Consider the following 10015-nt stretch of genomic DNA (forward strand, 5'->3'; position numbering starts at 1 on the left):
CTCCTTGCTGGGCGCGACGCTCCAGGGGATGCAGCGATGCACGGTTTGCGGCAAAGAGGTCGAGGTCGCTGCGCATTGCGGCCGCGACACCGTTCCGCTGCGGGGCCTGGGCTGGATGAACAACGATATGGTCAATTTACTCAGTTCTCTGGCGTCCGGCTTGCTGGCCTGGGGGATTGGGATGATACTATAAAGTAGGGATTAGCGAATGAATATACTGACCGTGGAACACTTAACGAAAACCTATGGAGAAAAAGTGCTGTTTCAGGACGTTTCGTTCGGCATGGACGAAAACGACAAGATCGGCGTCATCGGCGTCAACGGAACGGGGAAATCGACGTTCCTGAAGGCGATCGCGGGCTTGGAGCAACCGGACGAGGGACGGGTTGCCATCAATCGGGACGTTCGGGTAACTTTTCTGGCGCAGAATCCCGAATATGACCCGAACATCTCCGTGCTGCGCGGCGTATTTCAGGGAGGCGGCTCCGAGCTGCAAGTCGTGTCGGCCTATATGGAGGCGGAGGAAGCGCTGGAGCGGCATCCCGGAGATGCCGGTCGTCAGGCCGAGCTAACCCGGCTTTCGCAGGAAATGGACCGGCTGCAAACCTGGACCCTCGTGAGCGACGCCAAAAGCGTGCTTTCCAAGCTGGGCATTTCCGATTATGCCCAAAACATGGGCAGCTTGTCCGGAGGACAGCGTAAACGCGTGGCGCTCGCTTCCGCACTGATCATCCCGTCCGAGCTGCTGATCATGGACGAGCCCACCAACCATATCGACAACGATTCCGTCGCCTGGCTGGAGACGTACTTGCAGAAGCGGCGCGGGGCGCTGTTGCTTATTACGCACGACCGTTATTTTCTCGACCGCGTCTGCAACGTCATGCTGGAGCTCGATCGCGGGAGGCTGTTCCGTTACGAAGCCAATTACAGCCGCTTCCTGGAGCTGAAGAGCGAACGCGAGGAACGCGAGGCAGCGTCCGAGCAGAAGCGTCAAAACCTGCTGCGCACCGAGCTCGCCTGGATCCGCCGCGGGGCCAAAGCCCGTTCGACGAAGCAGAAGGCGCGGATCGAACGCTTCGAGCAGCTGCAAGCGGCAAACCCGGATAACAAAAGCGATAACCTGGATATCTCGGTCGCCTCGACCCGGCTGGGCCGGAAGATCGTCGAGATTGAAGGCCTGCGGAAATCGGCGGGCGATAAGCTGCTGATCGGTGAGCTGACCTACACGGCGGTGCCCGGCGACCGCGTCGGCATCGTAGGACCCAACGGCAGCGGCAAGTCGACGCTGCTGAACATGATCGCCGGACGCATAGAGCCCGATGCCGGCGAAATCGTGATCGGTCAGACGGTGAAACTGGGGTATTTTACCCAGGAGCATCAGGACATGGACGGCAATCAGCGGGTGATCGAATATATTAAAGAGGAAGCGGAAGTGGTAAGCACTGCTGACGGTACGCGCATTACCGCAGCGCAAATGCTGGAGCGGTTCCTGTTTTCCCCGGATATGCAGTGGACCAAGGTCGGCAAGCTGTCGGGCGGCGAGAAGCGGCGGCTGTATCTCTTGCGCGTGCTGATGGGTGCGCCCAATGTGCTGCTGCTGGACGAACCGACCAACGATCTGGATATTCAAACGCTGACCGTGCTGGAAGCGTACCTGGACGAGTTCCCCGGCGCCGTATTCGTTGTGTCCCACGACCGTTATTTCCTCGACCGCACCGTGGACAAAATCATGGCCTTCGAAGGCGGCGGCCTGGTGGCCGTGCATGTCGGCGACTACAGCGATTATGAGGAGCGGCTGCAGGCGAACGGCGGCACAGGGGCACCGGGCAAAACGGCGTCCGGCGGTGCGAAAGGGACGACGGGCGGATCGGCAGGATCGTCTTCCGGGCAGCAGAAGGGCTCCGGACGCTCCGCCGCCGATCTGACCCGGGATCCCCTCCGCGGCGAAAAGCTGAAATTCAGCTATAACGAACAGCGGGAATTCGATACGATCGACGCTACGATCGAAGCCGCGGAGCAGCGTTTGACGGATATTGCCGGGGAAATGGAGTCCGCGGCCAGCGACGCCGGCCGGCTGCAGGAGCTGATGCGGCAGCAGCAGGAGGCGGAAGCCGAGTTGGAGCGGTTGATGGAGCGCTGGACGTATTTGAACGAGCTGGCGGAGAAAATCGAAGCGCAGCGGAATTCGTAAGCCGCGGATCGCGCACCTTTCTCCCCTAATTTTTCGTTTCCGCTTCCGTATCGGGCAATACCCAAATTTCCATGCCGGTCGTATCCGGTTCATGGTTGGCATAACGTTCGGCGGAGAAAGGTTTGACGGTGATACCGTGATTGGGCAGCCAGGTATCGAACAGGTACTTTTGGGCTTTGTACAAAGCGTCCATCACGAGATGGTTAAAATCCTCCGCCGCGAAGGAGCATACGATATATTCGCCCTCCGGCAACGTCCAGGCGGCGAATCCCTCCGCCGGCTCGGCGGCATCCGCCTCGGCTCCCGCAAAGTAGCGGTAATGATCCGGTTTCGTTCCGTGATAAGCGACTCCCAGCTCGTCCCCGTCCGCTTTCAATTCCCGAATGGCCGGTTTTTTATCGTGAAAATCATCCCACAACAAGCCTAGTGTATCGATTCCGGTCGTTCCGCTGCCGGGCAATTGCCCGATCGGCTCTTCGACGGACAGCCCGATAAAAAATACGGGGGCCGGAATTCGCCGCCGCCCGATTTCGATCATGATGCCGTCGGTGACCAAGGGAACGTTTTCGTCGACCATTGTGTAGTTCAAGATGAGTTGGGGTTTCGCGAAGCGGTTCAGCCCAACCGGGTTGGCCCGGTATTCCTCCGGCGTGAGGCCAAACGCGCTTTTGAAGGCCCGGGTAAAAAATTCATGGGAGGAAAAGCCGTAATCCATGGCGACGTCCATAATCCGCCGGTCATTTAGGGGCAGGGCTTCGGCGGCCTTGGCCAACCGGCGTTGCTTGATGTATTCGCTGACCGGTTTTTTAATGAGCCGGCTAAACAGCCTTTGGTAATAAAACGGCGACAACGCCGCTATTTTGGCCAAAGCGTCGATCTGCAGTTCCTCGGAAAGATGTTCTTCGATATAGTCGATCGTGAGTTGGATTTGTTCCCATGCGTGCATCCTGCACACCTCCTTGTGATTAGAATAACATGGGAGAGCGGAAGCTGGCTTGACGCACCATGCTCTTTTTTGCCCGACGAAGGGTCTTTTATTTTTGGGGATGTTGGGCGGGTTCCCTCGAAACTTTATGAAAAAAGATGTGATAACGTGGCAAGTACAACAATGAGAGCAAAAACGCATCGCTTTCTGGACAAGTATTTTTCCGGCCAATCGATCGATTATCGGCAAATCATCGCTTTGATCCTTCCGATCCTGATCGACCAGGCGTTCATCATCGGCTTGAACCTGGTCAATACCGCCATGATCAGCTCCTCCGGCGTAGCGGCGGTCAGCGCCGTCAATATGGTCGATTCGCTGAACATTTTTCTGATCAATGTGTTCGTAGCGGTGGCGACCGGCGGAACGGTCGTGGTGGCGCAGTATAAGGGCAGCCGCAACGACGCGATGGTGTCCAAGTCTTCAGCCGGCTCCGTGTCCTCGGTGTTTCTGCTGGCGCTGGCCATCAGCCTGCTGATCATCGTTTTTCATACCCCGGCCTTAAATCTGTTGTTCGGCTCGGCCGAAGCGGACGTGTTTCGAAACGCCAAGTCGTATTTGATCGGCAGCAGCGTTTCTTTTTGCGGGATCGCGATCGTTGAGGCGGTATGCGGGGTGCTGCGGGGGATCGGGAAGTCGCGGGCCTCGCTGATGCTGTCGCTGATCATGAACCTGTCGTACGTGGCGCTGAATTTCGTGCTGATCCATTTGGCGGACATGGGCATCATGGGGATGAACATTTCCGTCAATATTTCCAGATATCTGGCGGCCGCCTGCGCCGTCTACTATCTGGTCAAGATGGACGAGTCGCTGCGGGTTCGTTTGCGGGACATGCTGCAGGTCAATTTGGCCATGCTGAAAAAAATCCTCTCGATCGGCATGCCGTTTGCGGCGGAACAGATGTTTTTCAACGGCGGCAAAATCCTGACGCAGATTTTTATCGTCAGCCTGGGCACCTACGCCATCGCCGCCAACGCGATCAGCGCCTCGCTGGCGATGGTCATCCAAATCCCGGCCAACGGTCGATCAGCTTCATCACGCCTTCGGCACTCCGGGCCGCCGGGGACGCGAAATACACCTCCGTCGTTTCGATGCTGTCGATGTGGCTGTTCCGCGTCGTGTTAGGCTATATTTTGGGCGTGGTGCTGTCGTTTGGCGTCGTTGGCGTCTGGCTGGCGATGGACATTGAGTGGGGCATCCGCGGTTTGATTTTCCTGCGCCGCTTCCGTGGGACCAAGTGGTACCGGCACCGGCTGGTGGAGGATTGAGCCGGGTAATGCCTTATTGTACCCTTATTTGAACAAACTTTAAAACCCCTTTAAGCTTCGTTCCGCTGAAGGAAACGATCGCGCAAAGGGGGTTTTTTGTGTAGCAAAAATAGTTATGGATGAGTTCCTTGCTTCAACAAAGCACGCCGTTGGCGATGGACATCATCAGCTTGATGCGGTTAATCTGGTTCACCTCGCTGGCGCCGGCGTCGTAATCGATCGCCGTGATGTTAGCGTCCGGGTACAGCTCCTTCAGCCCTTTGACCATACCGCGCCCGGTAATGTGATTGGGCAGGCAGGCGAACGGCTGGATGCAGACGATATTGTTTACGCCGTGATCCAGCAGCTCCATCATCTCCGCCGTCAGGAACCAGCCTTCGCCCATCTGGTTGCCGACCGACAGCAGGCGCCCGGCTTTTTTGGCGAGCTCGTAGATGCTTTCCGGCGCGGTTAAGGACCTGCTTGCTTCGAGCGCTTGCTTCACCGGTTTCCGGTACAACTCGATATAGCGGATGACTATCGGGTTCACAAGGCCAAGCATTTTGCTTTTGCCCAAATGGTCCGCTTTATAAATCGGGTTGTACAGGCAGTAGAACATGAAGTCGAGAAAATCGGGCACCACGGCCTCGCCGCCTTCGGCTTCGATTACTTCGACGATCCGGTTATTGGCGTCGGGATGGAACTTGATCAGGATTTCGCCTACGACACCGACGCGCGGCTTGCTTTCGCCAGTTTGCGGCAGCGCTTCGAATTCCGCGACCATGCTGCGGATGTGTTCCTTGTAAGCGAAGAACGAAAATTGCCGCAGCGAGTGCTTGCACAGCACCATCCATTTACGGAGCAGTAATTCGGTGTCCCCGGCGTTACGCTCGTACGGGCGGAAACGGTACAACAGCCTCATCAGCAGATCGCCGTAACAAGCTGCCGCGATCAGCCGGTTGATCAGCTTCAAATTCAGCTTGAAGCCCGGCTGATTCTCCATCCCCGAGGCATTCAAGGAAATGACCGGGATTTGCGCCATTCCCGCTTCCTTCAGCGCTTTACGCAGCAGGGCGATATAGTTGGTCGCCCGGCAGCCGCCGCCCGTCTGGGTCAGGATCACCGCCGTCCGGTCCGGATCGTAATCCCCGCTGCGCAGGGCCGCCATGATTTGCCCGATCGTCATGATCGCCGGATAGCAGGCGTCGTTGTTGACGAATTTCAAGCCTTCGTCCGTATCTTCTTTGCTCGCTTTCTTCAGAACCCTTAGGCGATACCCGGCCTCGCGGAACACCGTCTCGAACAGCTCGAAATGGATCGGCGACAGCTGCGGGGCCAAGATCGTATATTCGCTTTTCATCTCTTTGGTAAAAGAGGCCGGAGCCATTGGAGCCGCCGCAGCCTTCGCGGTTACCTGCGCCTCCTCCCGCTCCTTCATCGCCGCGACCAGCGAGCGCAGCCGGATGCGCGCCGCCCCCAAATTGCTGATCTCATCTACCTTGATCAAGGTGAATGTTTTGTTGTGGCGCTCCAGAATCTCCTGGATCGTATCGGCGGTAATCGCGTCGATGCCGCAGCCGAACGAGGTCAACTGCACCAGCTCCAAGTCGTCCCGCCCGCTGACGAAATAGGCGGCGCGGTACATCCGGCCGTGGAACGTCCATTGGTTGACGACGGGCAGAGGATGCTTGACGGTGCCGAGATGGCACACCGCGTCTTCCGTCAGCACCGCCAGCCCCATCCCGGCGATCAAATCCGCGATGCCGTGGTTGATCTCGGGATCGCTATGATACGGGTGGCCGCATAGGACGACGCCCTTGGCCCCGGTGCGCTCCAGCAGCGCCAGCGTCGCTTCGCCTTGGGCGCGGATATCGCCCTGCGCATGGGCCGCTTCCCGCAGCGCCGCCTCGACCGCCGCATCCAGCTCCTCCGCCGGGATGTCCGCAAACGTGGTTTGCAGCGTTTTTTTCAGGGCCGGCACATGATCGATGTTCAGAAAAGGGCTGAACAGCGGAATCCCTTGCTCCTTCAGCCGGTCCATGTTGGTGCGGATCACTTCGGGATAGGAGGCGACGACAGGGCAATTGAAATGATTGTCGGCCGAGGCGTCCTCTTTCTTCTCGTACACGACGGCAGGATAGAAAATGAAGTCGACCCGGCTGCGGATCAAGCTTTCGATATGGCCGTGCGCCAGCTTGGCGGGATAGCACACCGATTCCGAAGGGATCGTCTCCATTCCGGATTCGTACAGCTTCTTCGACGACTTGGGCGACAGCACGACCCGGTACCCTAGCCGCGTAAAAAACGTGTGCCAAAACGGATAGTTTTCGAACATATTCAACACCCGCGGCAAGCCCACGGTTCCCCGAACCGCCTGCTCCGGTGCCAGGGGGGTATAGCCAAACATCCGCTCGTATTTGTATTCCACGAGATTCGGCGCAGCCGATTTCGATTTCTTCTGCGTCGCGCCGCGTTCGCAGCGGTTGCCACTGACGTGGAAGCTTTTGTCGGGAAAACGGCTGATCGTCATGGCGCAGCTGTTGCTGCACAGCGAACAGCGGGCATGCGACACCTCATAGGTGAACGAGTGCAGTTCCTCGCTCGGCAGCAGGCTGCTCTGGCCGATGCCTTCGTACTGCTCGCGGGCGAGCAGCGCGCACCCGAAAGCGCCCATGATTCCGGCGATGTCCGGGCGGATCACCTGCCGGCCGGTCAGGTTCTCGAAGGCGCGCAACACGGCGTCATTGTAAAACGTACCGCCCTGCACGACGATGTGACGGCCCAATTCCTCGGGGTTGCGGATTTTGATCACTTTTTGCAGCGCGTTTTTGACGACGGAGTAAGCCAGGCCGGCCGACAAATCGGGCAGGGAGGCCCCTTCCTTCTGCACCTGTTTTACTTTGGAATTCATGAATACCGTGCAGCGCGAGCCGAGATCGACCGGATGGACCGACCGCAGCGCCGCGTCCGCAAACTCGGCGATGCCGAGCCCGAGCGCTCCGGCAAAGCTTTCGAGAAAAGAGCCGCAGCCCGCCGAGCAGGCTTCGTTCAGCATCAAGCTATCGATCGCGCCGCCGCGGATCTTGATGCATTTCATGTCCTGGCCGCCGATATCAAGAATGAAATCGACGTTCGGCAGGAAATGGGAAGCCGCTTTGTAATGGGCGACGGTCTCGACCTCGCCGCCGTCGATCCGGAAGGCGGCTTTCATCAGTCCTTCGCCGTAGCCCGTGACGCAGGCGCGAGCGATGGAGCAACCCTCGGGCAGCTGCGCGTACATCTCCTGCAAAGCGTCGGCCAGGGAAGCCAGCGGGTTACCTTTATTGCCGCCGTAATACGTATGCAGGATTTGATCGTCCGCTCCTGTCAACACCAGCTTGGTCGTCGTCGAACCGGCATCGATGCCGAGGAAGCACGGTCCGCGGTACCCGGCCAGCTCCGCGCGGGGCGCCGTGGCTTCGGCATGCCGGTCGCGGAAGGCGGCATAGTCCCGTTCGTCCGCGAACAGGGGCGGGAGCAGACTGTCCCGGGTCGGGTCGGACGCAAACTCCGCGTTCTCCAGTCGGTTCAGCCACACGCCCAAAGGGAGCGCCGATCCGCTCGCAGCGTGCAGGCCGGAACCGATCGCCACGAAATATTGGGCATCGTCCGGAAACACGACGTCTTCCGCCTTCAGGTTCAACGTCTCGATAAAGCGCTCCCGCAAACGCGGCAAAAAGGTCAGCGGGCCGCCGAGAAAAGCGACCTTGCCGCGGATCGGCCGCCCGCAAGCCAGCCCGCTGATCGTTTGCGTCACGATGCTCTGGAAGATGGAGGCGGCGATATCCTCGCGGCGCGCTCCTTCGTTCAGCAGCGGCTGCACGTCCGTTTTGGCGAAAACCCCGCAGCGCGAGGCGATCGGATAGATCGTTTCGTGGCGGGCGGCCAACTCATCCAGGCCGGCCGGATCCGTCTCCAGCAGCGCGGCCATCTGGTCGATGAAGGCACCGGTGCCCCCGGCGCAGGCGTTGTTCATGCGCTGTTCGATGCCGCCGCGCAAGTAGATGATTTTGGCGTCCTCGCCGCCGAGTTCGATCGCGGTATCCGTTTCCGGGGCGAGCTGTTTGATTGCCTTCGTGCAGGCGACGACCTCCTGCAGAAACGGGACTCCGGCCAGCTCCGACAGCTTCAGGCCGGAGGAGCCGCTCATGCAAAGGCTCGCTTCCGCGTCCGGGAACAGGCCCATGACGTCCCGCCACAACGCCAGCACCGCCGTGCGGATATCCGAATAATGGCGGACATAGTCCCGATGCACGATGCGGCCTTCCCGCATCGCGACGATTTTGGCCGTGGTGGAGCCGATATCAAGTCCGATTTGAAGCCGCATGCCGTTCACCCGTCCCCGTTAGTAATGCCGTTTCATCCTGAGCTGCGGTCCCCGCGGAAAATTTATCGCGGATCGTCTGCAGCGATTGCAGGAACACCTGCAGCTGCTCCTCCGGAAAATCGCCGAGAATCGCCAGAAACATGCGATTGCGTTTCTCGATCATCTCCTCCAGAACCGCTCGGCCCTTTGCCGTCAACTCGATCCAGCAGATCCGCTTGTCGATGTCATCGCGGACCCGATTCAGCAATCCCTCCTTGGCCATTTTGTTGATCGCGATCGTGTTGGCGCTCGATGATAAGCCCACCAGCTCGGCGATCTGAGACACCGTCGTTTTCCCGTTCCGGTAGACGGCCAGCAGAATAAAAAACTTGCTCGGTAAAATATTGTCGCCGTCGTTAAAAAACAACCTGCCCATGCTGTGGGCAATGTCCAGCGTCGTCTCGCAAATCCCGACGCACACGTCATGGTGATCCTCCATAGGTATCACGCCTTTCTTCCGTTCCTAAAAAAGTTTTACGATAAAACTTTATACGCAAAGTTTATCAGCTGACGGGTTAGAGTAGATGTTAAATAAATTACAGAAGCACAAAGGGCTTCGTGCAGATTATAGAATTTATAAAACTTCGGGGGCTGCCAGATCGAGGTAGCTGAGGGAAGTGGCTGAGACGGATGTCTTTAGGAATCGTGTCTTGGTGTCCCTGCCTTGTTAACCCTAGCTTGTTAACCCTGCCTGTGTCTTTGCACGATTATCCCTTTCGTTCAGGGGGGGAGGGGTTGGGGGCTAGGGTAAGGGATAAAGGAAAAAGAGAAAAAGAAAAAATGAGGCGGTGCAGGCGAGATTTTCGGCTTGATATAAGAACATGCGTTTGGTATAATAAAATAAAGCGAACGTATGTACGTAAATCATTAATTCGGGGGGCGAGCGGACATGGAAGCCAATGCGGGAACGGAACTTCAACCCTTCAACAGCCGTTATCACAGCGAGCAGGCCTGCATGGAGGCGCTGATTGCGATGAAGTGGCCTAACGGCTTTGGCTGCCCGCGCTGCGCTCACACCCGATGCAGCCGTCTCACCTCCCGGCGCATCCCCTTGTTCGAGTGCGCAAGGTGCGGGCATCAAACGTCGGCTTTGGCCGGTACGATGTTTGAACGAACGCACCTGCCCCTTGTGAAGTGGTTCCGGGCGCTAGAGTTGTTCTTGCTTCCCGATGGCATCTCGGCGCTGCGGC

6 protein-coding genes and 1 pseudogene are annotated in these 10015 nt (G+C 58.3%); 4 read left to right on the forward strand and 3 right to left on the reverse strand.

All coding sequences use genetic code 11. The features are described from left to right. Both ACQ4N8_RS27775 and ACQ4N8_RS27780 read left to right on the forward strand, forming a co-directional pair. On the forward strand, positions 1–193 hold a 193-nt coding region (locus tag ACQ4N8_RS27775), incomplete at its 5' end, for a DUF92 domain-containing protein (RefSeq protein ID WP_430707610.1). 15 nt (positions 194–208) lie between these two features. After that, complete coding sequence (locus ACQ4N8_RS27780) at positions 209–2191, forward strand: ABC-F family ATP-binding cassette domain-containing protein (protein WP_430707611.1); 1983 nt, start codon at positions 209–211, stop codon at positions 2189–2191. A gap of 25 nt (positions 2192–2216) precedes the next feature. On the opposite strand, the gene ACQ4N8_RS27785 is transcribed toward ACQ4N8_RS27780, so the two are convergent. Then, the gene (locus ACQ4N8_RS27785) at positions 2217–3137 is read right to left on the reverse strand and encodes a helix-turn-helix domain-containing protein (RefSeq protein WP_430707612.1); all 921 of its coding nucleotides are present in this window, start codon (positions 3135–3137) and stop codon (positions 2217–2219) included. Between the two features lie 147 nt (positions 3138–3284). On the opposite strand from ACQ4N8_RS27785, the pseudogene ACQ4N8_RS27790 reads away from it, so the two are divergent. Then, positions 3285–4441, forward strand: a pseudogene (locus ACQ4N8_RS27790) (MATE family efflux transporter). Positions 4442–4574: 133 nt separating this feature from the next. Here ACQ4N8_RS27790 and ACQ4N8_RS27795 read toward each other — a convergent pair. Together ACQ4N8_RS27795 and ACQ4N8_RS27800 are read right to left on the reverse strand one after the other, a co-directional pair. Next, positions 4575–8786 carry an acyl-CoA dehydratase activase-related protein gene (locus tag ACQ4N8_RS27795; RefSeq protein WP_430707613.1) on the reverse strand — a complete coding sequence of 1404 codons (4212 nt, stop codon included), beginning with the start codon at positions 8784–8786 and terminating at the stop codon, positions 4575–4577. After that, on the reverse strand, positions 8764–9264 hold the full coding sequence (locus tag ACQ4N8_RS27800) for a MarR family winged helix-turn-helix transcriptional regulator (protein WP_430707614.1): 501 nt from the start codon (positions 9262–9264) through the stop codon (positions 8764–8766). Before ACQ4N8_RS27800 ends, ACQ4N8_RS27795 begins: the two co-directional genes overlap by 23 nt. Before the next feature lie 450 nt (positions 9265–9714). Here ACQ4N8_RS27800 and ACQ4N8_RS27805 point away from each other — a divergent pair. Continuing rightward, the coding region (locus ACQ4N8_RS27805; protein WP_430707615.1) for a transposase at positions 9715–10015 on the forward strand (301 nt) is incomplete at its 3' end.

The sequence above is a fragment of the Paenibacillus macerans genome (assembly GCF_050565405.1).
GTDB classification, from domain to species: Bacteria; Bacillota; Bacilli; order Paenibacillales; family Paenibacillaceae; genus Fontibacillus; species Fontibacillus macerans_B.